Origin of the sequence: Pseudescherichia sp. (assembly GCF_031987975.1) — a bacterium.
Taxonomy (GTDB): domain Bacteria; phylum Pseudomonadota; class Gammaproteobacteria; order Enterobacterales; family Enterobacteriaceae; genus Pseudescherichia.
In genome coordinates this window covers 200,075-226,024 of record NZ_DALZYX010000003.1, presented here as the reverse complement: position 1 = coordinate 226,024, position 25,950 = coordinate 200,075, and the positions used below count along the sequence as shown (strand labels likewise).

The following is a 25,950-nucleotide window of genomic DNA, read 5'->3' as shown; positions in this document are numbered from 1 at the left end:
ACACTTTGCGATGAGCTGTTGCGATTGTTCCCTGGCATCCGCAGGGGGGAGGGGCCACAATCAAGATCCCAGAGGTATTGATTGGTGAGATTTCAGTACGTATAGAGTACTCACTTTTTGCACCAACCTGCGCGGATGCGCAGGTTTTTTTTCGCCCCGATTTTGCCGCCCGCCACACTTCTCGTGTAATCTGCCACAATTCTTGCCATACCCCGAACGACTGAACAGGAAGTTAATGATGCTGGGCTTTTTCCGTACCCTCTTCCGTCTGCTCTACCGCGTCGAGCTGACCGGCGATACGCAGCCGCTGCGCGGCGAGCGCGTACTCATCACCCCAAACCACGTCTCCTTTATTGACGGTATTCTGCTGGCGCTGTTTTTGCCGGTGCGCCCGGTGTTTGCGGTCTACACCTCCATTAGCCAGAGCTGGTATATGCGCGCCCTGTCGAGTTTGATCGACTTTGTGCCCCTCGATCCCACCAAACCGATGTCGATCAAGCAGCTGGTGCGTCTGATCGAAAGCGGCCGTCCGGTGGTGATCTTTCCGGAGGGACGTATCTCCGTCTCCGGCTCGCTGATGAAAATTTATGACGGGGCCGCCTTTGTCGCTGCTAAATCGCGGGCAACGGTGATCCCGGTGCGCATTGAGGGGGCAGAGCTAACCTTCTTTAGCCGCCTGAAGGGGCTGGTGAAGCAGCGCCTCTTCCCGCGCATTAGCCTGCATATTCTGCCCCCAACCCAGCTGCCGATGCCCGATGCGCCGCGCGCCCGCGATCGCCGCAGGCTGGCTGGCGAGATGCTTCACCAGATCATGATGGAAGCCCGTATGGCCGTGCGCCCACGGGAGACGCTATTCGAAGCCCTGCTGGCAGCTCAGTACCGCTACGGCGCGGGTAAAAACTGCATTGAGGATATTAATTTCAAGCCCGATACCTACCGCAAGCTGCTGACCAAAACGCTGTTTGTGGCGCGTATCCTGGATAAGTACAGCGCGCAGGGCGAAAAAATTGGCCTGATGCTGCCAAACGCGGGCATCGCGGCGGCGGTAATTTTCGGTGCCATCGCCCGGGGCCGTGTTCCGGCAATGATGAACTACACGGCGGGGGTAAAAGGTATGGGCAGCGCCATTACCGCCGCGCAGATCAAAACCATCTTTACCTCCCGGCAGTTTATGGAGAAGGGCAAGCTCTGGCATCTGCCGGAGCAGCTGACCCAGGTGCGCTGGATCTATCTGGAAGATCTGAAAGGCGAAGTGACCACCGCCGATAAGCTGTGGATCTTCGGCCATCTGCTGATGCCGCGCCTGGCCCAGGTACCGCAGCAGCCGGAGGACACCGCGCTGGTGCTCTTTACCTCCGGCTCGGAGGGCAATCCAAAAGGAGTGGTGCACAGCCATAAAAGCATTCTCGCTAACGTGGAGCAGATCCGCACCATCGCTGACTTTACCGCCCGGGACCGCTTTATGTCAGCCCTGCCGCTATTTCACTCCTTTGGTCTTACCGTAGGGCTATTTACCCCGCTGCTGACCGGCGCGGAAGTCTTTCTCTACCCCAGCCCGCTGCACTACCGTATCGTGCCGGAGCTGGTCTATGACCGTAACTGCACCGTGCTGTTTGGCACCTCGACTTTCCTTGGGCACTACGCCCGCTTCGCTAACCCCTACGACTTCTACCGCCTGCGCTACGTGGTGGCCGGGGCAGAAAAACTGCAGGAGAGTACCCGCCAGCTCTGGCAGGACAAGTTTGGCCTGCGGGTGCTTGAGGGCTACGGCGTAACCGAGTGTGCGCCGGTAGTCTCCATCAACGTGCCGATGGCAGCGAAGCCGGGCACGGTGGGACGTATTCTACCCGGCATGGACGCACGTCTGATGGCGGTGCCGGGCATTGAGGAGGGCGGCAGGCTGCAGCTGAAGGGACCGAACGTCATGACCGGCTACCTGCGCGTCGAGAACCCTGGGGTGCTTGAGCGCCCGGCAGCGGAGAACGCTGAGGGCGAGATGGAACCCGGCTGGTATGACACCGGCGACATTGTACGCTTCGACGAGCAGGGCTTTGTGCAGATCCAGGGCCGGGCCAAGCGCTTCGCCAAAATCGCCGGGGAGATGATCTCGCTGGAGATGGTCGAGCAGCTGGCGCTGCTGGCTTCGCCTGACAAAATGCACGCCACGGTAGTGAAGAGCGATGCCAGCAAAGGCGAGGCGCTGGTGATGTTTACCACCGACAGCGAGCTAACCCGTGAGATGCTGCTTCAGCAGGCACGCGCTCAAGGCGTACCAGAGCTGGCCGTGCCACGCGATATTCGTTTCCTGAAGCAGCTGCCGGTGCTGGGCAGCGGCAAGCCGGATTTTGTGACCCTGAAGAGCAAACTCGACGAGACGGAAGAGCAACATGCATGAGTCAGTGAGCACTAACGATTCCCTGCTGTCGAAAGGCATGCTGGCGGTCACCGCCGCCCAGTTCCTCTCGGCGTTTGGCGATAACGCCCTGCTGTTTGCCACCCTGGCGCTGCTCAAGGCCGAGTTCTATCCCGACTGGAGCCAGCCGATCCTGCAGATGGTGTTTGTAGGCGCTTACATCCTCTTCGCCCCCTTTGTCGGCCAGGTGGCGGACAGCTTCGCCAAGGGACGCGTGATGATGGCCGCCAACGGGCTAAAGCTGCTGGGCGCGCTGAGCATCTGCGTGGGCCTCAATCCGTTTATTGGCTATACGCTGGTCGGTATTGGTGCGGCGGCTTACTCTCCGGCTAAATACGGCATTCTCGGTGAGCTGACCACCGGCGATAAGCTGGTGAAGGCTAACGGCCTGATGGAGTCCTCGACCATCGCCGCCATCCTGCTGGGTTCGGTGGCGGGCGGCGTGCTGGCGGACTGGCATGTGCTGGCGGCGCTCGGTATCTGCGCCCTGGTCTATGCCGGGGCGGTGGTGGCGAACCTGATGATCCCCAAACTGCCTGTGGCCCGGCCTGGTCTGAGCTGGCGCTTTACTCCCATGACCCGGAGCTTCTTTCACGCCTGTAAGACGCTGTGGCTAAACGGCGAGACCCGCTTCTCGCTGGTGGGCACCAGCCTGTTCTGGGGTGCGGGAGTGACGCTGCGCTTCCTGCTGGTGCTGTGGGTGCCGGTGGCGCTGGGCATTACGGATAACGCGACGCCAACCTATCTTAACGCCATGGTCGCGGTAGGGATTGTTGTCGGCGCGGGCGTAGCGGCGAAGCTGGTAACTCTGGAGAGCGTAGCCCGCTGCATGCCCGCCGGGATCCTCATCGGCGTGGTAGTAACGCTCTTTTCGTTACAACATGCTTTGCTGCCTGCCTACGGGCTGCTGGTGCTCATCGGTGTGCTGGGCGGATTTTTTGTCGTGCCGCTCAATGCGCTTTTGCAGGAGCGGGGGAAACGCTCCGTCGGGGCAGGCAACGCGATCGCTGTGCAGAATCTTGGCGAGAACGCGGCAATGCTGATTATGCTGGGGCTTTACTCGCTGGCGGTGAAAGCGGGTGCGCCGGTGGTTGGCGTTGGGGTCGGCTTTGGCGTGCTGTTTGCGCTGGCGATTGCCGCCCTGTGGCTGTGGCAGCGCCGTCGATAAAAAACATGCCCGGCAGACGTATTCCGCCGGGCAATTTACTTACGGTGCCGGGTAGGTATAGACCTTATGCACCGCCTCAATCTCCGCTAATACCTCTTCGCTCAGCTCCAGATAGAGGCTCTCAACGTTGGTTTTTAGCTGCTCCATGGTCGTCGCCCCCAGCAGGGTGCTGGCCACGAAGGGCTGGCGGCGGACAAAGGCCAGTGCCATCTGCGCTGCGTCCAGGTTATGCCGTTTAGCGATATCCACGTAGGCGGCAATTGCTTTTTGCGTCTGCTCGCCGCTGTAGCGCGTGAAACGGCTAAACAGCGTATTGCGCGCCCCGGCGGGCTTCGCGCCGTTCAGGTATTTACCCGTCAGGGTGCCGAAGGCCAGGCAGGAGTAGGCCAACAGCTCTACGCCCTCAAACTGGCTCACCTCTGACAGACCCACCTCAAAGCTGCGGTTCAGCAGGCTGTAAGGGTTCTGGATGGTGACGATGCGCGGCAGATCATGCTTATCCGCCAGGTGCAGATAGCGCATCACGCCAAACGCCGTTTCGTTGGAGACGCCGATGTAGCGGATCTTGCCCGCCCGCTGACATTCGGCCAACGCTTCCAGCGTTTCGAGAATAGTCACGCCGGGAGCGGACTCCGTCCACTCATAGCCCAGCTTGCCGAAGCAGTTGGTTGGGCGCTGCGGCCAGTGCACCTGGTAGAGATCGAGATAGTCGGTTTGCAGGCGTTTCAGGCTGGCGTCAAGCGCCTCCCGGATATTTTTGCGATCCAGCACCTGATTCTGGCGAATGCCGCTGTCATTATTACGGCTGGGACCGCTTACCTTAGAGGCGATAACCAGTTTTTCACGGCTGCCGTGCTTCGCCAGCCAGTTGCCGACGTAGGTTTCGGTTAAGCCCTGGGTCTCCGGGCGCGGCGGCACGGGATACATCTCTGCCACATCGATCAGGTTGATACCCTGTGCTACGGCGTAATCAAGCTGTGCATGGGCCTCGGCTTCGCTGTTCTGCTCACCAAAGGTCATTGTGCCCAGCCCCAGCGTGCTTATCTCAAGCGAGCTGTGAGGGATACGGTGATAATGCATAGCCGGCTTCCTTGTTTTTTAACAACGTCAGGGGCTTCCTGACAAAGGAATATAAACATGGCAGAGGGGAGGCAAAAGGGGAAGAGAAAAATCAAAAGGCCAGCAGATTGCTGACCTTAGCACTTAACGTTCGATAATTTGCGACACATCATCACGGTTAATCTGCATTTCGTTGCCCTGCAGGTCGCGGTAGCTGACCAGCCCGGTATCATCGTCTACGGCCGGCTTGCCTTCGGTCAGGATCATACGGCCATCTTTCGTCGCCATCACATAGTCGCTGCTGCATCCTGAAACTGCACAAGCCAAACCCACTGCGGAAATCACTACTGCCCATTTTTTCACGGCTTTTCTCCTTCTTAAGGCCAAAATCTGTATTGAGTGTAGTAATAACGCACGGATACGGAAGGAAAAAGCGGGAAAATCTTAAAAGCCAGCGCGAAATAGCGCCATTCACCACGGTTTGCATACCCATAGCCTGATAATATTTCCGTGACGTAATTAACGTTACAAGTAACTGAGAGGAGATATGGAGATACGCGTTAAAACGCTTGAGGAGAAGGTGGAGACACTGGTCACGGATGTCGCCGTAATTAAATCTAACTATGCAACAAATGAAAACACGTCCACGCTTGGAATTGAAGTTGCCAATTTCAAAGTCGAGCTACATAACGCTTTAAAGGTTCAGACTATGACTATTATTGGCTCAATGATCGTGATTACAAGCGTCGCATCGGGCGTCATCATCAAATTTCTCGCCCATTAATGCAGCGATGGCTCCCCCGGAGCGGGGGAGCGAGAGATCACAGCGGATTCTTTTTATTGCGCAACAGGTTCAGGGTCTCGACGGCGATCGAGAAGAACATGGCGAAGTAGATGTAACCTTTCGGCACGTGGATGCCAAAACTCTCCAGCATCAGCGTAAAGCCAACCAGGATCAGGAACGACAGGGCCAGCATTTTTACCGACGGGTGACGATCGACAAACTCGCCGATAGGGCGGGCGGCAAACATCATCACCCCGACGGAGATCACCACCGCCGCCATCATAATGAACAGATGATCCGACAGACCCACCGCCGTAATGACCGAGTCGAGACTGAAGATAATATCCAGCATCATGATCTGTACGATGGCACCAAGGAAAGAGTGAACGTTGGTTTTCAGCCCCTCCTCTTCACCTTCGATGGACTCGTGGATCTCCTTGCTGGCCTTCCAGATAAGGAACAGGCCACCGAGCAGCAGGATCAGATCCCGGGCGGAGACCGCGTGATCGAAAACGCTAAACAGCGGCGTGGTCAGCCGGGTTACCCACGAGATAGAGGCCAGCAGCGCCAGACGCATCAGCATTGCGCCCGCCAGGCCGATACGCCGGGCGTGGTTGCGCTGTGCGGTCGGGAGCTTAGCAACGACCAGAGAGAGGAAAATAATATTGTCGATTCCGAGCACAATCTCCAGCAGCGTCAGCGTACCGAGCGCGAGCCAGGCGTTGGGATCGGTTATCCATGCAAATAACATCGTAAAGTCCTGCCAAAAAAAGAAGCGCTAATTATAAGCCTGTGGCGGGCGAGGGCAAAAAATTTAATAACCCTGCAACAAAAAATGCCGCTCCAGCAGCGCGCGGGTAAAGTTCTTCTTCAGGTAGAAGCCTCGCGGCAGGGTGAGGATCGGCTGACCGTGCTGGCCCACCGCCTCGGTCAGCGCCTTGCTGTTCGCCGCCTTGGGCCGCAGCTGTAGCACCTCGCCATGGCGGGCGGTAATGCTCTCTACCTGGCCCAGCACGATAAGATCCATCAGCTCCTCCCAGTCCATCCGCAGCTGGTGTTCTTCCAGCTCGCTGGGGCTCCACAGCAGCGGCGACCCGACCCGACGGCTGGCAACAGGGATCTCTCGCGAACCTTCTACCGGGATCCACAGCACCCGCTTGAGCTTGTGACGCACGTGGCTGCTCTCCCAGGTGACGCCGCTGTTGCCGGTCAGCGGCGCAACGCAGACGAAGGTGGTCTCTAGCGGACGTCCCAGGCTATCCACCGGAATGGTTTTCAGCTCGACCCCGAGCGCGGCGAAATCCTGCTCAGGCTTGCTGCCGGCACTCGCCCCCAGCCAGCGCTCCAGCAATACTCCGGTCCAGCCTTTATCGCGCTTAAAATCTGTCGGCACTGGCAGGCCAGCCAGCGCACCCAGCTCGCCAAGGGTTAGCCCGGCGAGCCGTTGCGCCTGCTCCAGCAAAATGCTTTCCGAAGCGGGCGGGGAAGTAAAAGGGGAGAGCGGCAGCATATGAACAACCTCTGGTTAAAAAATGAACAGCAATAGTGCACAGGGGGTAATGCGTAAGATCTTTTCCCGCCGCGATAAACAACGCAATGATTTTTAGGATTTTTTTCTCTTGCTTTGCGTTTGTTGCGCAACGGCTCGCAAGGTTTTCCAAATCTGGTCACTGACAATGAACAGGATCTTACACCATGTTATCCACAGAAAAGTGGGATAAGTGAGGAAAACCCACACTACTGTTTCCATTTACAGCCTTGACGTGCGAGCAAAATCGAATTTTCACACAAATTGTGCTTAACTTATTGGCACAATCTGTGGATAAAACCGACTCTGTTCGATCTTTCATCAGTCGCCGGATCGGCCATGTGATACACATCACATATTGATCCCGCAGGCGTAAAGATCGTGGTATAACTTAATGAATAGTCGGATATTATTTTTTTGAGTGATAAACGCATTATTCAGGCGCGCCCAGGTTTTCCCGGAGTAATTCCATACTTCTGCACAACTCTATCCACAGAAATCGTGAATAAAACGGCGACCGGAGCGGCCATTCTGTTTATAACTCAGGTGATAATTGTGAGTTATTCAAATGTTATTCGGTTATAGCGCATTGAGAGAGTGGTTTACCGTACCTCACGAGTGTGAAACAATCGTTTAATTCAGGTTTATTTTGAGGTAGTCCGGTGATTGATGACGATGGCTACCGCCCAAATGTGGGTATCGTAATCTGTAATCGACAAGGCCAGGTAATGTGGGCCAGGCGCTTCGGTCAGCACTCATGGCAGTTTCCCCAGGGGGGTATCAACCCTGGTGAGTCCCCGGAGCAAGCTATGTACCGGGAGCTGTTCGAAGAGGTGGGGCTGAGCCGTAAGGATGTGCGTATTCTTGCTTCGACCCGCAGCTGGTTGCGTTACAAGTTACCAAAACGTTTGGTGCGTTGGGACACAAAGCCGGTTTGTATCGGCCAAAAACAGAAGTGGTTTCTTTTGCAATTGATCAGCAACGATGCGGATATCAATATGCAAACCAGCAGTACCCCTGAGTTTGATGGCTGGCGCTGGGTAAGCTACTGGTATCCTGTTCGTCAGGTCGTCTCGTTTAAGCGCGATGTCTATCGTCGGGTGATGAAGGAGTTTGCAAGTGTGGTGATGGCGCTGGCGGAGAGCACCCCGAAGCCACAGCACTCTCCTGCCTGGCGACGTAAAAGAGGATAAGCCCTACATATCATGCTCACCCGGTTGCGAGAGATAGTCGAGAAAGTTGCCAGCGCACCGCGCCTTAACGAGGCGCTGGATATTCTGGTGACGGACATTTGTCTGGCGATGAATACCGAAGTCTGTTCGGTCTACCTCGCCGATCACGACAGACGCTGCTATTACCTGATGGCGACGCGTGGTTTGAAAAAGCCGCGCGGCCGCACCATCACGCTCGCATTCGATCAGGGTATTGTCGGCCTGGTAGGCAGGCTGGCGGAGCCGATTAACCTTGCCGACGCGCAAAAACACCCCAGCTTTAAGTATATTCCCTCGGTAAAAGAGGAGCGGTTCCGTGCGTTTCTTGGCGTGCCGATTATTCAGCGACGCCAGCTGCTTGGCGTGCTGGTGGTGCAGCAGCGCGAGTTGCGCCAGTTTGACGAGAGCGAAGAGTCGTTTCTGGTTACGCTGGCCACCCAAATGGCGGCAATCCTCTCCCAGTCGCAGCTTGCCGCCCTGTTTGGCCAGTATCGCCAGACGCGTATTCGCGCGCTGCCTGCCGCACCGGGCGTAGCCATTGCCGAGGGGTGGATGGATGCAACCCTGCCGCTGATGGAACAGGTCTATGAGGCCTCGACGCTGGACACCGGCCTTGAGCGTGAACGCCTTACCGGCGCGCTTGAAGAGGCTGCCAGCGAGTTTCGCCGCTACAGCAAGCGTTTCTCTGCCGGGGCGCAGAAAGAGACGGCGGCTATTTTCGATCTCTATTCCCACCTGCTGTCGGACGCTCGTCTCAGACGTGAGCTGTTTGACGAAGTCGATCGCGGCTTCGTGGCTGAGTGGGCAGTAAAAAAGGTCATCGGGCGCTTTGCCGAGCAGTTTGCGGCTCTCTCTGACGGCTATCTCAAGGAGCGTGCCGGCGATCTGCGCACGCTGGGACAGCGTCTGCTGTTCCATCTTGATGATAGCCTGCAGGGACCTAATACCTGGCCCGAACGCTTTGTGCTGGTAGCTGATGAACTCTCTGCTACTACGCTGGCGGAGCTGCCCCACGATCGGCTGGTTGGCGTCGTGGTGCGCGACGGCGCGGCCAACTCTCATGCGGCGATTATGGTGCGAGCGCTGGGCATTCCTACGGTGATGGGAGCCGATATCCAACCCTCGGTGCTACACCACCGCACGCTGGTGGTAGATGGGTACCGGGGCGAACTGCTGGTCGATCCCGAGCCGATCCTGCTTCAGGAGTACCAGCGTCTCATTACCGAAGAGAACGAGCTAAGCAAGCTTGCTGAGGATGAGGTTAACCTTCCCGCCCAGCTGAAAAGCGGCGATCGGGTGAAGGTCATGCTTAACGCGGGCCTGAGTCCTGCGCATGAGGAGCAGCTCGGCAGCCGCATCGACGGCATTGGTCTCTACCGCACTGAAATCCCGTTTATGCTGCAAAGCGGCTTCCCCTCCGAAGAGGAGCAGGTAGCCCAGTATCAGGGAATGCTGCAACTCTTTAATGAGAAGCCGGTGACCCTGCGTACGCTGGACGTCGGCGCGGATAAGCAGCTGCCCTATATGCCCATCAGCGAAGAGAACCCTTGCCTTGGCTGGCGTGGCATCCGAATTACGCTCGATCAGCCAGAAATTTTCCTGATCCAGGTCCGGGCCATGCTGCGCGCCAACGCTGCTACCGGCAACCTTAGCATCCTGTTGCCGATGGTCACCAGCATCGAAGAGGTAGACGAAGCCCGGCGCCTGATTGAGCGCGCAGGGCGAGAAGTCGAAGAGATGATCGGCTACGCCATCCCCAGACCGCGCATTGGCGTGATGTTGGAAGTGCCTTCGATGGTCTTTATGCTGGCGCATCTGGCAAGCAGGGTCGATTTTATCTCCGTTGGCACCAACGATCTTACCCAGTACCTGCTGGCGGTCGATCGCAACAACACTCGCGTGGCGAGCCTCTATGACAGCCTGCATCCTGCCGTTCTGCGGGCGCTGGCGACGATTGCCCAGGAGACGGAGCGCCACGGGATCGATCTCTGCCTGTGCGGCGAAATGGCGGGCGATCCGATGTGCGTCGCGGTGCTGATTGGCCTTGGCTATCGTCATTTGTCAATGAACGGCCGCTCGGTGGCCCGTGTTAAATACCTGCTGCGCCATATCGATCGTGAGGATGCCGAGACCCTGGCAAATCGCGCCCTGGAAGCCCAGTTTACCAGCGAGGTGCGCCACCAGGTAGCGGCCTTCATGGAGCGCCGTGGGATGGGCGGTCTGATCCGCGGCGGACGCTAGCGTGAGCAGCAGCGGGTAAAGGCAAGATACAGATCTTTTACAACTTCGCCCTAATCGCCCGCCTGGCTTATGCTATGATTCCCAGCTTTGGAGCGCCCTGTTAAGCGGGCGCACATCTTAACCGCTGTCGATTTTTGGCGGAATAACAACACTTTGTGGTGACAGATGAATAATGGATATCTGCATTTTCCCGATTTCGATCCGGTAATTTTTTCTATCGGACCGGTTTCGCTGCACTGGTACGGCCTGATGTACCTGGTTGGCTTTATTTTTGCCATGTGGCTGGCTGGCCGCCGCGCAAATCGTCCCGGCAGCGGCTGGACGAAAAACGAAGTGGAAAACCTGCTCTATGCGGGCTTCCTGGGCGTCTTCCTTGGTGGACGCATCGGCTATGTGCTGTTCTACAACTTCCCGACCTTTATCCAGGATCCACTCTATCTGTTCCGCGTCTGGGACGGCGGTATGTCCTTCCACGGTGGCCTGGTTGGGGTGATCGTGGTGATGATCATCTTTGCTAAACGCACAAAGCGTACCTTCTTCCAGGTCTCCGACTTTATTGCGCCACTGATCCCGTTCGGGCTGGGTGCCGGGCGTCTGGGTAACTTTATCAACGGCGAGCTGTGGGGCCGCGTCGATCCTAACTTCCCGCTGGCAATGCTCTTCCCTAACTCCCGTGCCGAAGATATGGCGCTGCTGCCTTCGCACCCGGAGTGGCAGTCTATCTTTGACACTTACGGTGTACTGCCGCGCCACCCTTCACAGCTCTACGAGCTGGCGCTGGAAGGGGTTGTGCTGTTTATCATCCTCAACCTGTTTATTCGCAAGCCGCGCCCGATGGGGTCGGTATCAGGTCTGTTCCTGATTGGCTATGGCGCATTCCGCATCATTGTGGAGTTCTTCCGCCAGCCGGACGCGCAGTTTACCGGCGAGTGGGTGCAGTACATCAGCATGGGCCAGATCCTCTCTATCCCAATGATTATTGCGGGCGCGCTGATGATGGTTTGGGCGTACCGCCGTCGCCCGCAGCAACACGTCTCCTGAGGAATCATGAAACAGTATTTAGAACTGATGCAAAAAGTGCTGGATGAAGGCACGCAGAAAAACGACCGTACCGGCACCGGCACGCTTTCCATTTTTGGTCATCAGATGCGCTTTAACCTGCAGGAGGGCTTCCCGCTGGTGACCACCAAGCGTTGCCACCTGCGCTCAATCATTCATGAGCTGCTGTGGTTCCTGCAGGGCGATACCAACATCGCCTACCTGCATGAAAACAACGTCACCATCTGGGACGAGTGGGCCGACGAGCAGGGTAATCTCGGTCCGGTGTACGGCAAACAGTGGCGCGCATGGCCAACGCCGGACGGTCGCCACATCGACCAGATCGCCACCGTGTTGAACCAGCTGAAGACCGACCCGGACTCCCGGCGGATCATCGTCTCTGCCTGGAACGTCGGCGAGCTGGACAAAATGGCGCTGGCCCCGTGCCACGCGTTTTTCCAGTTTTACGTGGCGGATGGCAAGCTCTCCTGCCAGCTCTACCAGCGCTCCTGCGATGTTTTCCTCGGGCTGCCGTTTAACATCGCCAGCTATGCGCTGCTGGTGCATATGATGGCGCAGCAGTGTGACCTGGAAGTGGGTGACTTCGTCTGGACCGGCGGTGATACCCATCTCTACAGCAACCACATGGAGCAGACGCACCTGCAGCTGACCCGTGAGCCGCGTGCGCTGCCGAAGCTTGTCATCAAGCGCAAGCCGGAGTCGCTGTTTGACTACCGCTTCGACGACTTTGAAATCGAAGGCTACGATCCGCACCCCGGCATCAAAGCCCCGGTTGCTATCTAATATTCACAGCCTGCCACAGCCGGCGCGTTACTGCGCCGGTTTTTTTCCGCTTTTTCCCCATTCTGCGACCCGCCTTCCCGCTGTGATGTAACTCCCTGCAAACCCCGATCTTTCTCGCGTAGCGCCTCGTAAACGGGAGCATCTCGCCTCGCATGCATTGCGCTTCAGGTGCAGAGTACGGCCATGAAAAAAGAGCAGGGATACACCCTTATAGAAACCACGGTGGCGATGATCGTTCTGGTCATCCTTGGCGCGTCGGGACTGTATGGCTGGCAGAGTTACCAGGCGCACCAGCGTTTGTGGCAAACCGCCTGGCAGGTGCGTGACTATCTGGAGCTGCTGCGGGATGACGCCAACTGGCACAACCGGGATCGCAAGGTATGGGTGAAGCAGGAGAGCGGCCGCTGGTGCCTGCTGGCATCGGCTGACGTACAGGCGTCCTGCGGGGCGGAGAACTCTTTTGCGCTGCGTCCGTTATGGCCAGATGTGGCGCTGGTGGATATTACCCCCTCGCTCGGTTTTTACGGGCTGCGCAATACGGCATGGGCCGGACACATCACGCTGCGCAGCGAGGCGGGGGAGTGGCAAATTATTGTATCGAACTGGGGACGGATAAGAGTATGCCAGCGTATAGACAGCGGCTCATGCAGCTAAAAGAGGGCGGCTTCTCGCTGCTGGAGGTACTGCTTGCCATGGTTATCGGCAGCATGTTGCTGCTCAGCGCCGCCCGCTTTTTACCTGCGCTGCAAGCGGCAATGCTGCACCAGGCCCGGCAGCAAACTTTGGAGGAGGCGCTTTGGCAGCACCTCTTTACCCTGGGAAAGCATCTCCAGCGGGCTGGCTACTGCCGGGGGGAGTGCAGCGGAGAGCCGCTGGTTATTGGCCGCCAGGGAACCTGCATCATTGTGCAGTGGGATGCCAACAGCAACGGCCGGTGGGAGCACGCGCCCCTCTCCGAGGCGGAGCAGACCGGCTTTCGCTTGCAGAACGGCGTGCTGGAGACGCGGCAGGGGGCTGCGAGCTGCGAAGAGAAGGGGTGGGATAAAATCACCGATCCCGCCACGGTCAGCGTGCAGCACTTTACCGTGGTTCGCCAGCCGCAGGGCGTTTTAGCCCCCATGTTGACGGTGACGCTGACGGCGGCTCCCCTTGACCATCCCCAGAAAACCATTAGCGCGGCGTATAGCGTAGTGGGGTACAACCTGTGAGGGGTGAAAGCGGAATTTCATCCCTGGCGCTGGTTCTGCTCTTGCTGGTGCTGGGCAGCCTGATGCTTACCGGCTTAAATCAGCGCCAGCGCACCCATACGCAGCGCATCACCAGTGAAAGCCGGGCGCTGCGTAATTTAGCCGCTGCCCATTCGGCGCTGGAGTGGGGGCGAATACAGGCCTGGCAGATGCAGCCCGCCGTGCAGTGTCGGGAGCATAGCCACCAGCCGTGGCGAGCTTGCCTACGTATTTTTGCCGACCGGACGCTGGTGCTGATTGCCTCGAGCGGCAGTGAAACCCTGTGGCGCAGCGGGGTGATACGCGAGGGCAACGTGACGTTTTCTTCCCACGGCTGGAGCGATTTCTGTCCATTCAAGGAGATAGCACTATGCCGAATGCCGTAGCTTCCCAGAGAGGCTTTAGCCTGCCGGAAACGTTGCTGGCAATGGTGCTGCTGGTCATGGTTGTGACGGCGCTGACAGGGTATCATCGCGTGCTGCTACAGGGTTTCACCACCTGGAGCCACTATCGCTACCTGTGGCGCTACGGCTGGCAGCAGGCGCAGCCCAGGCCCGTGCCGCTACCGCCGGGCTGGCAGGCCAGCCGGGTACAGACAACGGACGCCGGATGTGTCAGCATCAGCGTAACCATCACCTCGCCGGTGGGCAGGCAGGGGAAGATGACGCGGTTACATTGCCCAGTTTATTAGTAGTCAGGAGCGTTTATGTTAAGGGTCTATCACTCCAATCGTCTGGATGTGCTGGAAGCATTGATGGAGTTTATCGTTGAGCGCGAACGGCTCGACGATCCCTTTGAGGCCGAAATGGTGCTGGTACAGAGTACCGGCATGGCGCAATGGCTACAGATGACGCTGTCGCAAAAGTTTGGTATCGCCGCCAATATCGAGTTCCCGCTCCCGGCGAGCTTTATCTGGGATATGTTTGTCCGCGTGCTGCCGGACATCCCAAAAGAGAGCGCCTTTAATAAACAGAGCATGAGCTGGAAGCTGATGACCCTGCTGCCGCAGATGCTGGAGCAGGAGGCGTTCATCATGCTCCGCCACTACCTCAATGACGATGATGACAAGCGCAAGCTGTTTCAGCTCTCGTCACGGGTGGCGGATCTCTACGATCAGTATCTGGTTTTCCGTCCAGAGTGGCTGACCCGCTGGGAAGAGGGCGGTCTGGTTGATGGCCTCGGCGAAGCGCAGGTTTGGCAGGCGCCTCTCTGGCGCGCGCTGGTGGAACACACCGCGGCGCTGGGACAGCCGCACTGGCATCGTGCCAACCTCTATCAGCGTTTTATCAACGTGCTGGAGTCCGCCACGACGCCGCCCGCCGGGCTGCCCTCCCGGGTCTTTATCTGCGGTATTTCCGCCCTGCCGCCGGTCTATCTTCAGGCGCTGCAGGCGCTGGGCAAGCACGTAGATATTCACCTGCTGTTTACCAATCCCTGCCGCTACTACTGGGGGGATATTAAAGATCCGGCGTTTCTCTCCCGGCTGATTGCCCGCCAACGTAAACACCACCTTGATGCCCATCCGGTAGCCCTGTTCCGTGAAGATCAGCCGGTAGAGGGCCTGTTTAACAGCGAAGGTGAGCAGGAGGTGGGTAACCCGCTGCTGGCCTCATGGGGCAAGCTGGGGCGCGACTATATCTATCTGTTGGCAGGGATGGATCGCTACGACGATCTCGATGCCTTTGTTGATATCACCCCCGGCGCGCTGCTGCAAAACCTGCAGTATGACATTCTGGAGCTGAAAAATAGCGCCGTTGCCGGCGTGACGGCGAAGGAGTATGAGCGCAGCGACAGCAAGCGCAGGCTGGAGCGGGAGGATCGCAGCGTAGCGGTTCACGTCTGCCACAGTCCGCAGCGGGAGGTCGAGGTGCTGCACGATCGTCTGCTGGCGATGCTGGAGGAGGATCCGAGCCTCTCCCCACGCGACATCATTGTGATGGTGGCGGACATCGACAGCTATAGCCCCTTTATCCAGGCGGTATTTGGCAGCGCCAGCGGGGAGCGCTATCTACCTTATGCCATCTCCGACCGCCGCGCCCGTCAGTCGCACCCGGCGCTGCAGGCCTTTATCAGCCTGCTTTCGCTGCCGGACAGTCGCTTCCAGTCGGAAGACGTGCTGGCCCTGCTGGATGTCCCGGTGCTTGCCGCACGGTTCAACATTGATGAAGAGGGGCTGCGCTATCTGCGCCAGTGGGTCAACGAGTCCGGCGTGCGCTGGGGTATGGACGATGACAACGTCCGCGAGCTGGCGCTACCGGCTACCGGCCAGCACACCTGGCAGTTTGGCCTGACGCGCATGCTGCTCGGCTACGCAATGGAGAGCCGCCAGGGTGAATGGCAGTCGGTGCTGCCCTATGATGAGTCCAGCGGCCTGATTGCCGAGCTGGTGGGCCATCTGGCCTCGCTGCTAATGCAGCTCAGACTCTGGCGCAAAGGGCTGGCGGAGGAGCGTCCTTTGGCAGAGTGGCTGCCGGTCTGCCGCGACATGCTCAACGACTTTTTCCTGCCCGATCCCGATACCGAAGCCGCGCTGGCGCTGATTGAGCAGCAGTGGCAGGCGGTTATCACCCAGGGCGTCGGCGCACACTATGACGAGGCGGTGCCGCTCTCGCTGCTGCGCGACGAGCTGGCGCAAAGGCTCGACCAGGAGCGTATTAGCCAGCGCTTCCTCGCCGGACCTATCAATATCTGTACGCTGATGCCGATGCGTTCGATCCCCTTTAAGGTGGTCTGCCTGCTGGGGATGAATGACGGCGTCTATCCGCGAGCATTGTCACCGCTCGGCTTTGATTTGATGAGCCAGAAACCGATGCGCGGCGACCGCAGCCGCCGGGACGATGACCGCTACCTCTTCCTGGAGGCGCTCATCTCTGCCCAGCAGAAGCTCTACATCAGCTATATCGGGCGCTCGATTCAGGATAACAGCGAGCGCTTCCCCTCGGTGCTGGTACAGGAGCTGGTGGACTACATCGGGCAGAGCCACTATCTGCCCGGCGATGAAGAACTTACCTGCGACGAAAGCGCGCGGCGGGTGGTCGATCACATTACCCACCTGCATACGCGAATGCCGTTTGATGCAGAAAACTTTATTGCTGATGAGCTGCAAAGCTACGCCCGGGAGTGGTTGCCCGCCGCCAGCCAGCAGGGGGTGGCGCACGCTACCTTTATTCAGGAGCTAGCGGAGGAGCCGCTGGAGACGCTGCCGTTTGAGCAGCTTCAGCGCTTCTGGGCGCATCCGGTGCGAGCCTTCTTCCAGATGCGTCTGAAGGTGAACTTCCGTCCTGAGGCGAGCGATATTCCCGACGCCGAGCCATTTATCATTGATGGCCTGGACCGCTACCAGCTCAACCAGGCGCTGCTCAATACCCTGGTGGAAGAGGAGGACGTCGAGAAGCTCTTCCGCCAGTATCGTGCGGCAGGCCAGCTGCCCTACGGCGCGTTTGGTGAAATTGTCTGGGAGACCCAGCACCAGGAGATGCAGCAGCTGGCGTCGCGGGTTCATGAGCACCGCAAGCCCGCCGAGAGCATGGAGATCGAGCTTGACTGCGGCAAGGTGCACCTGACCGGCTGGCTACAGCATGTGCAGGAGGATGGCCTGCTGCGCTGGCGTCCGTCGATGCTGAAGGTCTCGCAGGGTTTGCAACTTTGGCTGGAACATCTTGTCTACTGTGCCAGCGGCGGAACGGGAGAGAGTCGGCTGTTTGTCCGCAATGATAAAGCCTGGCACTTCCCGCCCCTGAAGCAGGATGAGGCGCGGAAGTACCTTGGAGAACTGGTTGAAGGCTATCGGGAAGGGATGAAAAAGCCGCTGCTTCTGCTACCTGAAAGCGGTGGTGCATGGATAAAAGCCTGTTATGACGCCACAAATGATGCGATGTTAAAAGATGAGGAGACGCTCGCTAAAGCGCGAAGCAAGTTCCTGCAGGCCTATGAAGGCAACATGGTGGTCAGTGGCGAGGGCGAGGACGTATGGTACCAGCGCCTGTGGCGCACCCTCGAACCTGAAAACTATGCCGAGATAGTTAAACAGGCAGAGCGTTATCTGCTGCCGCTCTTTCGCTTTAGTCAGTCCTGATGAGGTGTATAAAAATTGCGCAACGGAAGGGCTTCCATTATGATGCGCAGCGAATCACGGACTGATTGGATATGCCGGTCTTACCGGCACTGGTTTGTTAATGATGAGGTTCGTGAATGCCCAGCAGCACCTTGTTCAAAGCGTTAGTCTTATTTGTCGCCCTTTGGGCACCGTTAAGTCAGGCAGACACCGGTTGGCAGCCCGTTCAGGAAACAATTCGTAAAAGCGATAAGGACACCCGCCAGTATCAGGCTATTCGCCTCGATAACGGCATGGTGGTTCTACTGGTTAACGATCCGCAGGCAGTGAAATCGCTCTCCGCGCTGGTTGTGCCCGTTGGCTCGCTGCAGGATCCCGAGGCGCATCCCGGTCTGGCGCACTATCTTGAGCACATGACCCTGATGGGGTCTTCGCACTATCCGCAGCCGGACAGCCTTGCTGAATTTTTAAAGCTGCACGGCGGTAGCCACAACGCCAGCACCGCGCCCTACCGTACTGCCTTCTATCTGGAAGTCGAGAACGACGCGCTGGAGGGGGCCGTGGATCGGCTGGCGGATGCTATCGCCTCGCCGCTGCTTGATAAAAAGTATGCTGAACGCGAGCGTAACGCGGTCAACGCCGAACTAACCCTGGCCCGCTCTCGAGACGGGATGCGCATGGCGCAGGTGAGTGCGGAGACCATCAACCCGGCGCATCCAGCTTCGCGCTTCTCCGGCGGTAACCTGGAGACCCTGAGCGACAAACCGGGTAGCCCGGTGCAGGAGGCGTTGCTGGCCTTTCGCGATAAATACTACTCGGCAAACCTGATGAAGGCCGTGGTCTACAGCAACCGTCCGCTGCCGGAGCTGGCCGCCATCGCCGCGAAAACCTTTGGCCGCGTGCCGAACAAAGCGCTGGCTGTGCCGCAAATTGACGTGCCGGTGGTAACCGACGCGCAGAAGGGGCTGATCCTTCACTACGTGCCGGTGATGCCGCGTAAAGTGGTACGGGTTGAGTTCCGCATCGATAACAATACGCCGCAGTTCCGCAGCAAAACCGACGAACTGATTACTTATCTGATTGGCAACCGCAGTCCGGGAACGCTCTCTGACTGGCTGCAGCAGCAGGGTCTGGCCGAGGGGATCCGCGCCGACTCGGATCCTGTCGTTAACGGCAACAGCGGCGTGCTGGCTATTTCTGCGACCCTGACCGACAAGGGGCTGGCGCACCGTGACGAAGTGGTTGCAGCCATTTTTAGCTATCTTCAGCTGCTGCGCGAGCAGGGCGTGGACAAGCGTTACTTTGACGAGCTGTCCCACGTGCTGGATCTCGACTTCCGTTATCCCTCTATTACTCGTGATATGGACTACGTCGAGTGGCTGGCGGATACCATGATCCGCGTACCGGTTGAGCACACGCTTGACGCAGTAAACATTGCCGATCGGTTTGATGCTGAGGCCGTTAAGGCGCGGCTGGCAATGATGACGCCGCAGAACGCGCGCATCTGGTACATTAGCCCGCAGGAGCCGCACAATAAAACCGCCTATTTTGTTGATGCGCCTTATCAGGTCGATAAAATTAGCGACCAGACCTTCGCCGACTGGCAGCAGAAGTCCAGCGCCATCGCGCTGAAGCTGCCGGAGCTGAATCCCTATATTCCGGATGATTTCACGCTGCAAAAGCCAGCGAAAAACGTTAGCCATCCTGAGCTGATCGTGGATGAGCCAACCCTGCGCGTGGTCTACATGCCGAGCCGCTACTTTGCCAGCGAGCCGAAGGCAGACGTCAGCGTAGTGCTGCGTAATCCGCTGGCGATGGACAGTGCCAAAAATCAGGTGATGTTTGCCCTGAACGACTACCTGGCGGGGATCGCTCTGGATCAGCTGAGCAACCAGGCCTCCGTCGGGGGGATCGGCTTCTCCACTAACGCCAACAACGGGCTGATGCTTAACGCCAACGGCTATACCCAGCATCTGCCACAGCTTTTCAGCGATCTGCTGGCGGGCTACTTCAGCTATACGGCAACCGAGGACCAGCTGGCGCAGGCGAAGTCATGGTATGCGCAGATGATGGACTCCGCAGAAAAGGGTAAAGCCTACGAGCAGGCGATTATGCCAGCGCAGATGCTCTCGCAGGTTCCCTACTTCCAGCGTGAAGAGCGCCGGGCGCTGCTGCCTGAGATCACCCTGAAAGATGTCATGGCCTACCGCGAGCGGCTGAAAAGCAACGCCCGTCCGGAGTTCTTGATTGTTGGCAATATGAGCGAGGGGCAGGCGAAAGATCTGGCCCACAAAGTCCAGGATCAACTTGCAGCGAAGGGAAACCAGTGGTGCCGCAACCGCGACGTGCTGGTGGATAAAAAGCAGGGAATTATTTTTGAAAAAGCGGGCAGCACCAGCGACTCGGCGCTGGCCGCCGTGTTTGTCCCACCGGGCTATGACGAGTACAGCAGCTCGGCCTACAGTGCGATGCTGGGGCAAATCATCCAGCCGTGGTTCTACAACCAGCTGCGTACCGAAGAGCAGCTCGGCTATGCGGTGTTTGCCTTCCCGATGAGCGTTGGCCGCCAGTGGGGGCTGGGCTTCCTGCTGCAGAGCAGCGACAAGCAGCCGTCGGCGCTGTGGGCGCGTTACCAGGCTTTCTTCCCGACGGCAGAAGATCGGCTGCGGAAAATGAGCGCGGAGGAGTTTGCTCAGATCCAGCAGGCGGTTATTGCTCAGGTCACGCAGGCCCCGCAAACGCTGGGTGAAGAGGCCTCGCAGATCAGCAAAGATTTCGATCGGGGTAATATGCGCTTCGATTCCCGTGATAAAGTTGTCGCTGAGATTAAACAGCTGACGCCGCAGAAGCTTGCAGATTTCTTCCACCAGGCGGTGGTCGATCCGCAGGGGATGGCGATCCTGTCCCAGGTCTCCGGCACACCGAGTGATAAATCCGGGTATGTACACCCTGAAGGCTGGAAGATATGGGACAACGTCAGCGCACTGCAGCGCACGCTGCCCCTGATAAGTGAGAAATAATGAGTAACCCCGCTGAGACGCTAGACCCCCTGCGCTTACCTTTACGCGGTGAGCGCCTGATTGAAGCCTCTGCGGGCACCGGGAAAACCTACACCATCGCCGCCCTCTACCTGCGCCTGCTGCTGGGGCTGGGCGGCGAGAGCGCTTTTTCGCGTCCGCTTACCGTAGAAGAGCTGCTGGTGGTGACCTTTACCGAAGCCGCCACCGAAGAGCTGCGCGGCCGTATCCGCAGTAATATTCATGAGCTGCGCATCGCCTGTCTGCGCGAAAGCACCGACAATCCGCTTTATGCCCGCCTGCTTGACGATATTCCCGATAAGCAGCAGGCGGCGAGCTGGCTGATGCTGGCCGAGCGGCAGATGGATGAGGCCGCGGTCTTTACCATTCACGGCTTCTGCCAGCGCATGCTGAGCCTCAACGCCTTTGAGTCGGGAATGCTTTTTCAGCAGCAGCTGATTGAGGATGAGTCCCTGCTGCGGGCCCAGGCCTGCGCCGACTTCTGGCGTCGCCACTGCTACCCGCTGCCGCGCGATATTGCCGAGGTGATCCACGCTTCGTGGAAGGGACCACTGGAGCTGCTGAACGCGATTAACCGCTATCTGCAGGGGGAGGCGCCGGTAATTAAATCGCCGCCGCCAGCGGATGAAACTCTGGCCTCGCGTCATGCCAAAATCATCGCCCGCATTGATGGCATCAAGCAGCAGTGGCGTGCGGCAGTAGCGGAGCTTGACGCGCTGATTGAAAACTCTGGCATTGACCGACGCAAGTTTAACCGGGGCAACCAGGGCAAGTGGATAGAGAAAATAAACGCCTGGGCGGAGGAGGAGACCCGCAGCTACCAGCTGCCGGACGCGCTGGAGAAGTTCTCCCAGTCGTTTTTAACCTCGCGTACCAAGGCGGGTGGCGTCGTGCCGGAGCATCCGCTGTTTGTCGCCATTGAGGGCCTGCTGGCTGAGCCGCTTACTCTCAGTGACCTGGTGCTGACCACCGCCATGCGGGAGATCCGCGAGGCGGTGGCTCGGGAGAAGCGACGTCGCGGCGAGCTGGGCTTTGATGACATGCTGAGCCGCCTCGACCAGGCGCTGAACAGTGAAAACGGTGAGGCGCTTGCAGCCGCGATCCGCCAGCGTTTTCCAGTGGCGATGATCGATGAATTTCAGGATACCGATCCCCAGCAGTACCGTATTTTTCGCCGTATCTGGCGACAGCAGCCGGATACCGCGCTGCTGCTGATTGGCGATCCCAAGCAGGCTATCTACGCCTTTCGTGGCGCGGATATCTTCACCTACATGAAAGCACGTGGTGAAGTGAGCGCCCACTACACACTCGATACCAACTGGCGTTCCGCTCCCGGCATGGTTAATAGCGTGAATACGCTCTTCAGCCAGATGGAGAATGCCTTTATGTTCCGCGAGATCCCCTTCATGCCGGTGAAGGCGGCGGAAAGAAACCAGCCCCTGCGCTTTGAGCTGCACGGTGAAACGCAGCCCGCCATGAACCTGTGGCTGATGGAGGGCGATGGCGTTGGCATCGGTGACTACCAGGCCTTTATGGCCCAGCTCTGCGCGGCGCAGATCCGCGACTGGCTGGTGGCGGGACAGCAGGGCAGCGCGTTGCTGCACGACGGCAAGCGAGCCAGGGCGGTGCAGGCTTCCGACATCACCGTACTGGTGCGTAGCCGTCACGAGGCGGCGCTGATCCGCGATGCTCTGACGTTGCTGAATATCCCCTCGGTCTATCTCTCCAACCGCGACAGCGTCTTTGAGACGCCGGAGGCGCAGGAGCTGCTGTGGCTTATCCAGGCGGTGCTGACCCCCGAGCGGGAGAGCACCTTGCGTAGCGCGCTGGCGACGGGGATGCTTGGCCTGACCGCCCAGGATATTGAGCAGCTCAACAAAGATGAAGAGGCGTGGGATCGGGTGGTCGAGGAGTTTGACGGCTACCGCCAGACGTGGCAAAAGCGCGGCGTGATGCCGATGCTGCGTACCCTGATGGCCCAGCGCAATATTGCGGAGAACCTGCTGGCGACCTCTGGCGGCGAGCGGCGTCTGACCGATATCCTGCACATTAGCGAGCTGCTACAGGAGGCAGGGGCACATGCCGAGAGCGAGCATGCTCTGGTGCGCTGGCTGGCGCAGCATATCGCCGAGCCGGACAGCAACGCCGCCAGTCAGCAGCTCCGGCTGGAGAGCGACAAACACCTGGTACAGATCGTCACCATCCATAAAGCAAAAGGGCTGGAGTATCCGCTGGTCTGGCTGCCGTTTATCGCCAACTACCGGGCGCAGGACCAGGCTTTCTATCACGATCGTAACTCCTTTGAGGCGGTGCTGGATCTTAGTCAGGCCGATGAGAGCATTGAGCTGGCTGAGGCGGAGCGGCTGGCGGAGGATCTGCGCCTGCTCTACGTGGCGCTGACGCGATCCGTCTGGCACTGTAGCCTCGGCATCGCTCCGCTGTTCCGCCGCCGGGGAGAGAAGTCTGGCGAGAGTGATTTTCACCATAGCGCGCTGGGCAGGCTGATCCAGCGGGGCGAGCCGTGCGATGCCGCAGGCTTGCGCCGCTGCCTGGAGGCGCTGTGCGGGGACGATATCGTACTGAGCATCCCCGGCACGCCGGATAATTCACGCTGGGAGTATACGCTCTCGCTACCGCCGTCGCTGCGCGCCCGGCACATTGAGCGTCCCATTCTTGATGACTGGCGGGTGACCAGCTACTCCGGCTTACAACAACGCGGGCACGGTATCGCCCAGGATCTGCTCCCACGGCTGGACGTTGATGCCGCCGGCGAGCGCCAGGCGGACGAGGTGCCTGCCTTAACGCCGCACGCTTTCCCGCGCGGCGCGTCGCCGGGCACCTTCTTACATGGCCTGTTTGAAAATATCGATTTTACCCAGCCGGTGACCGAGGAGTGGGTGAGTGAGCAACTGCAGGCGGGCGGTTATGACGAGCAGTGGCAGCCGGTGCTGCTGGCATGGATCAACGCCGTTCTGCACGCGCCGCTTATTGAGACCGGCCTGTCGTTAAGCCAGCTCACCGCGAAAGACAGGCAAGTGGAGATGGAGTTCTATATTCCGATTGCCCAGACCCTGACGTCAGAGACGCTGGATGCGACGATCCGGCGTTACGATCCACTCTCGGCGGGCTGCTCGCCGCTGGATTTCCGCGACGTGCGCGGGATGCTAAAGGGCTTTATCGATCTGGTTTTCCGCCATAACGGGCGCTATTACCTGCTGGACTACAAGTCCAACTGGCTGGGTGAGAGCAGCGAGGCCTACACCCAGGAGGCGATGGCGGCTGCCATGCAGTCGCACCGCTACGATCTACAGTATCAACTTTATACCCTGGCGCTGCACCGCTATCTCCGCCACCGTATTGCAGGCTACGACTATGAACGCCATTTCGGCGGCGTGATCTACCTGTTTCTGCGCGGCGTCGATGAGCAAAATAGGGCGCAGGGCATCTACCGTACCCGCCCGGATGCGCGGCTGATTAGCGAGATGGATGCCCTGTTTAGCGGTGAAGAGTCAGAAGAGAATTATCAGGAGACCGCACAGTGACGATGCAAACTCTGCTTATAGAGGCGCTGGCCCAGAGGCTGTTTCGCCCGCTGGACGTTCAGTTTGCCCTGACCGTGGCCGGGCGCGACGAGCCAGCGGTAACCCTGGCGGCGGCGATACTCAGCCGCGATGCGGGTGAAGGTCACGTTTGCCTGCCGCTCTCCCGGCTGGCGGCCGAGGCTGAAGATAAGAGCCATTCGCTGCTGATGGCGCTGTTTGCCGAGGCGGGCGCACCCTGCGACTGGGCGGCAATTTTACAGCGATCGGACGCCGTCAGCGACGGTCATACTCCAGCGCCGATGGTGCTGGCTGGGGAGCGCCTTTACCTGAACCGCATGTGGTGCAACGAGCTTACCGTGGCGAGTTTTTTCAGCGAGGTTAACCAGCCGCTGAGCGTTGACGAAGCCCAGTTGCATCAGACGCTGGACGGACTTTTCCCACCAACGGAGGGGATTAACTGGCAGAAGGTGGCAGCAGCGGTAGCGCTGACCCGGCGCATTTCGGTGATTTCCGGCGGACCGGGCACCGGCAAAACCACCACGGTGGCGAAACTGCTGGCCGCTTTGGTGCAGATGGCGAACGGCGGTCGCTGCCGCATCCATCTGGCCGCTCCGACCGGGAAGGCGGCGGCGCGTCTGACGGAGTCACTGGGCGCGGCCCTGCGTCAGCTGGCGTTAACCGACGATCAGAAAAAACGCCTGCCGGTAGAGGCCAGTACGCTGCACCGTCTGCTTGGCGCACAGCCCGGCAGCCAGCGCCTGCGCTATCACGCCGGTAATCCGCTGCACCTTGACGTATTGGTGGTGGATGAAGCATCAATGATCGATCTGCCGATGATGTCGCGGCTGATCGACGCGCTGCCCGCCCATGGCCGGGTGATTTTTTTAGGCGATCGCGATCAGCTGGCCTCGGTAGAGGCGGGAGCGGTGCTGGGAGATATCTGTGCGTGGGTTAACGCTGGCTTTACCCCAGAGCGGGCGGAGCAGCTCTCTCGCCTGACCGGAATGATCGTTCCCTGCGGAGAACCCGGCGGGGCAGGCGCGCTGCGGGACAGTCTCTGCCTGCTGCAAACCAGCTACCGCTTCGGCAGCGACTCCGGCATTGGTCAGCTGGCGGCGGCGGTAAACCGGGGCGATAAGAAGAGTACCCGTTCGGTGTTTAGCCAGGGTTTTAACGATATTGAGCACAAATCCCTACAGGCGCGTGATGATTATCAGATCCTGCTGGACGATGCCCTGGCGGGCTACGGGCGCTACCTGCAACTGGTGCGTGACGAGGCGGAACCAGAGGCGATTCTGGCGGCCTTCAGTGAATACCAGCTGCTCTGCGCCCTGCGCGAGGGACCGTTTGGGGTAGCAGGCCTGAATGAACGGCTCGAGCAGACCCTGGCAAACCAGCGGCGAATCAAGCGAACACCGCACTCGCGCTGGTTTGATGGACGGCCAGTGATGATCTCCCGCAACGATAGCGCGCTGGGGCTATTTAACGGCGATATTGGCGTGGCGCTGAACCGGGGGCAGGGGACCCGCGTCTGGTTCCCACTGCCGGACGGTAAAGTTAAATCGGTGCAGCCCAGCCGCCTGCCGGAGCATGAAACAGCCTGGGCGATGACGGTGCACAAATCTCAGGGGTCCGAGTTTGATCACGCCGCGCTGGTCCTGCCGGGACAGATGGTGCCGGTGGTGACCCGGGAACTGGTCTACACGGCAATCACCCGTGCCCGCCGTCGGCTGTCGCTCTATGCCGACGAGCGTATACTGGTGCAGGCCATTGCCACCCGTACCGAACGACGCAGCGGCCTCGGCGACATTTTTGCGCAGGTCAAATAGAGAAATCCCTACCCA

Annotated in this window: 19 protein-coding genes; 15 read left to right on the top strand and 4 right to left on the bottom strand. The window is 59.1% G+C overall.

Translation table 11 applies throughout. From position 1 onward, the window contains the following. Positions 1 to 235 precede the first annotated feature (235 nt). Both aas and lplT read left to right on the top strand, forming a co-directional pair. A complete protein-coding gene (aas, locus tag RTN40_RS06880) occupies positions 236 to 2,395 on the top strand; it encodes a bifunctional acyl-ACP--phospholipid O-acyltransferase/long-chain-fatty-acid--ACP ligase (RefSeq protein WP_312227816.1) in 2,160 nt (719 codons plus the stop codon). Next, a complete protein-coding gene (gene lplT / locus RTN40_RS06875) occupies positions 2,388 to 3,581 on the top strand; it encodes a lysophospholipid transporter LplT (RefSeq protein WP_312227815.1) in 1,194 nt (397 codons plus the stop codon). Before aas ends, lplT begins: the two co-directional genes overlap by 8 nt. Before the next feature lie 39 nt (positions 3,582 to 3,620). On the opposite strand, the gene RTN40_RS06870 is transcribed toward lplT, so the two are convergent. Both RTN40_RS06870 and RTN40_RS06865 read right to left on the bottom strand, forming a co-directional pair. Beyond that, entirely contained in the window at positions 3,621 to 4,661 is a 1,041-nt protein-coding gene (locus tag RTN40_RS06870; protein ID WP_312227814.1) for an NADP(H)-dependent aldo-keto reductase, read from the bottom strand. A 123-nt stretch (positions 4,662 to 4,784) separates the two neighbouring features. After that, entirely contained in the window at positions 4,785 to 5,003 is a 219-nt protein-coding gene (locus RTN40_RS06865) for a YgdI/YgdR family lipoprotein (RefSeq protein ID WP_042387937.1), read from the bottom strand. A 184-nt stretch (positions 5,004 to 5,187) separates the two neighbouring features. Here RTN40_RS06865 and RTN40_RS06860 point away from each other — a divergent pair, with 184 nt between their 5' ends. Further along, entirely contained in the window at positions 5,188 to 5,424 is a 237-nt protein-coding gene (locus RTN40_RS06860; RefSeq protein ID WP_312227813.1) for a hypothetical protein, read from the top strand. 37 nt (positions 5,425 to 5,461) lie between these two features. On the opposite strand, the gene RTN40_RS06855 is transcribed toward RTN40_RS06860, so the two are convergent. Together RTN40_RS06855 and mutH are read right to left on the bottom strand one after the other, a co-directional pair. Beyond that, on the bottom strand, positions 5,462 to 6,175 hold the full coding sequence (locus tag RTN40_RS06855) for a TerC family protein (protein ID WP_312212849.1): 714 nt from the start codon (positions 6,173 to 6,175) through the stop codon (positions 5,462 to 5,464). Between the two features lie 63 nt (positions 6,176 to 6,238). Next, a complete protein-coding gene (mutH, locus tag RTN40_RS06850; protein WP_312227812.1) occupies positions 6,239 to 6,934 on the bottom strand; it encodes a DNA mismatch repair endonuclease MutH in 696 nt (231 codons plus the stop codon). A 680-nt stretch (positions 6,935 to 7,614) separates the two neighbouring features. Here mutH and rppH point away from each other — a divergent pair. The 12 genes from rppH to recD all read left to right on the top strand — a co-directional run bounded on the left by rppH (position 7,615) and on the right by recD (position 25,935). Beyond that, on the top strand, positions 7,615 to 8,145 hold the full coding sequence (rppH, locus tag RTN40_RS06845) for an RNA pyrophosphohydrolase (protein WP_042387929.1): 531 nt from the start codon (positions 7,615 to 7,617) through the stop codon (positions 8,143 to 8,145). A 12-nt stretch (positions 8,146 to 8,157) separates the two neighbouring features. Further along, positions 8,158 to 10,404: a phosphoenolpyruvate--protein phosphotransferase gene (ptsP, locus tag RTN40_RS06840; protein WP_312227811.1), complete on the top strand. Its 2,247-nt coding sequence runs from the start codon at positions 8,158 to 8,160 to the stop codon at positions 10,402 to 10,404. Positions 10,405 to 10,569: 165 nt separating this feature from the next. Then, complete coding sequence (lgt, locus tag RTN40_RS06835) at positions 10,570 to 11,445, top strand: prolipoprotein diacylglyceryl transferase (protein WP_312227810.1); 876 nt, start codon at positions 10,570 to 10,572, stop codon at positions 11,443 to 11,445. Positions 11,446 to 11,451: 6 nt separating this feature from the next. Then, positions 11,452 to 12,246, top strand: coding sequence for a thymidylate synthase (gene thyA, locus RTN40_RS06830; RefSeq protein ID WP_312227809.1), 795 nt, complete (start codon positions 11,452 to 11,454; stop codon positions 12,244 to 12,246). A gap of 183 nt (positions 12,247 to 12,429) precedes the next feature. After that, the gene (locus tag RTN40_RS06825) at positions 12,430 to 12,900 is read left to right on the top strand and encodes a prepilin peptidase-dependent protein (RefSeq protein ID WP_312227808.1); all 471 of its coding nucleotides are present in this window, start codon (positions 12,430 to 12,432) and stop codon (positions 12,898 to 12,900) included. Next, positions 12,891 to 13,454 carry a prepilin peptidase-dependent protein gene (locus tag RTN40_RS06820; RefSeq protein ID WP_312227971.1) on the top strand — a complete coding sequence of 188 codons (564 nt, stop codon included), beginning with the start codon at positions 12,891 to 12,893 and terminating at the stop codon, positions 13,452 to 13,454. Before RTN40_RS06825 ends, RTN40_RS06820 begins: the two co-directional genes overlap by 10 nt. Beyond that, positions 13,451 to 13,858, top strand: a complete 408-nt coding sequence (locus RTN40_RS06815) for a DUF2509 family protein (RefSeq protein WP_312227807.1) — start codon at positions 13,451 to 13,453, stop codon at positions 13,856 to 13,858. The genes RTN40_RS06820 and RTN40_RS06815 overlap by 4 nt, the downstream gene beginning before the upstream one ends. Then, positions 13,843 to 14,163 carry a prepilin-type N-terminal cleavage/methylation domain-containing protein gene (locus RTN40_RS06810; protein WP_312227806.1) on the top strand — a complete coding sequence of 107 codons (321 nt, stop codon included), beginning with the start codon at positions 13,843 to 13,845 and terminating at the stop codon, positions 14,161 to 14,163. Before RTN40_RS06815 ends, RTN40_RS06810 begins: the two co-directional genes overlap by 16 nt. 15 nt (positions 14,164 to 14,178) lie before the next feature. Further along, positions 14,179 to 17,547 carry an exodeoxyribonuclease V subunit gamma gene (recC, locus tag RTN40_RS06805; protein ID WP_312227805.1) on the top strand — a complete coding sequence of 1,123 codons (3,369 nt, stop codon included), beginning with the start codon at positions 14,179 to 14,181 and terminating at the stop codon, positions 17,545 to 17,547. Positions 17,548 to 17,663: 116 nt separating this feature from the next. Next, positions 17,664 to 20,546: a pitrilysin gene (gene ptrA, locus RTN40_RS06800; RefSeq protein ID WP_312227804.1), complete on the top strand. Its 2,883-nt coding sequence runs from the start codon at positions 17,664 to 17,666 to the stop codon at positions 20,544 to 20,546. Beyond that, entirely contained in the window at positions 20,546 to 24,106 is a 3,561-nt protein-coding gene (recB, locus tag RTN40_RS06795; protein WP_312227803.1) for an exodeoxyribonuclease V subunit beta, read from the top strand. The genes ptrA and recB overlap by 1 nt, the downstream gene beginning before the upstream one ends. Then, positions 24,103 to 25,935 carry an exodeoxyribonuclease V subunit alpha gene (gene recD, locus RTN40_RS06790; RefSeq protein ID WP_312227802.1) on the top strand — a complete coding sequence of 611 codons (1,833 nt, stop codon included), beginning with the start codon at positions 24,103 to 24,105 and terminating at the stop codon, positions 25,933 to 25,935. The genes recB and recD overlap by 4 nt, the downstream gene beginning before the upstream one ends. The last annotated feature ends 15 nt before the right edge of the window (positions 25,936 to 25,950 follow it).